This is a genomic window from Acutalibacter sp. 1XD8-33 (assembly GCF_003612555.1).
GTDB lineage: Bacteria > Bacillota > Clostridia > Oscillospirales > Acutalibacteraceae > Acutalibacter.
Map to the genome: position 1 here is coordinate 1 of NZ_RAZF01000096.1, position 701 is coordinate 701.

Annotated in this window: 1 pseudogene; it reads right to left on the minus strand. The window is 59.6% G+C overall.

The window, feature by feature from the left end:
* Positions 1-701, minus strand: a pseudogene (locus D7X94_RS18010) (relaxase/mobilization nuclease domain-containing protein); the annotation flags it as partial.

A 701-nucleotide genomic window follows, 5' to 3' on the forward strand; every position in this document is an offset into this window, starting at 1 on the left:
TCCCGGCGGTCCGCTTCCTTTTCCTGCTCCTGGGTCTCATAGCCCATGAGCTTCTGCACGTTGGCCCGGACGGTCAGCAGCTCCTTCATCTCCTCCCGCGTCTTGCGGTAATCGGCATAGGCCACCTTTTTCTCCGCCAGGAGCGCGGCATATTCGGCCTGCAAGCTCCTGACCGTGGGCAGCTTTTTCAGCCCAGATTCATCGAAAAATTTCTTCGCCGCCTGATGCAGCAGGATGTCGCTCTCATGTTCGGCCTTGAATTTTTTCGAGTACCCGGCCTTGCGGTAGGCCACATAGACCTCGCGGGTCTTGGCGTAGTTGATGATGTGCGTTTTCAGCACAGCGATCTCCGCCATGCGCTGCTCCGCCGCCTTGATCCTGGCGGACAATTCGTGATAACGCCCGGTGGCCTCGTCCGCTTTGGCGGCAAGGTCGGCATAGTCCAGCAGGCCATGCTCTGTCAGATAGTTCAGCGTCTGCGCCATCTGCTTCAGATTGAACGCGCCGGCCCAATGCGCATACCCCGCGCCCTTCCCGGCCTGGAGCTTTGCTTGAATATCCACCAGCAGATTGGCCTTCGGCAGATCTGCGCGGTGGATATTTTTGGAAAGCGGGGTGTGCTGTTTTTCTCCGGCGAGGACGGCCAGCAGCGAGGGAATGGAGTAGTCCGCGCCCATGCTGTCCCCGTCCAGCCGGACAAA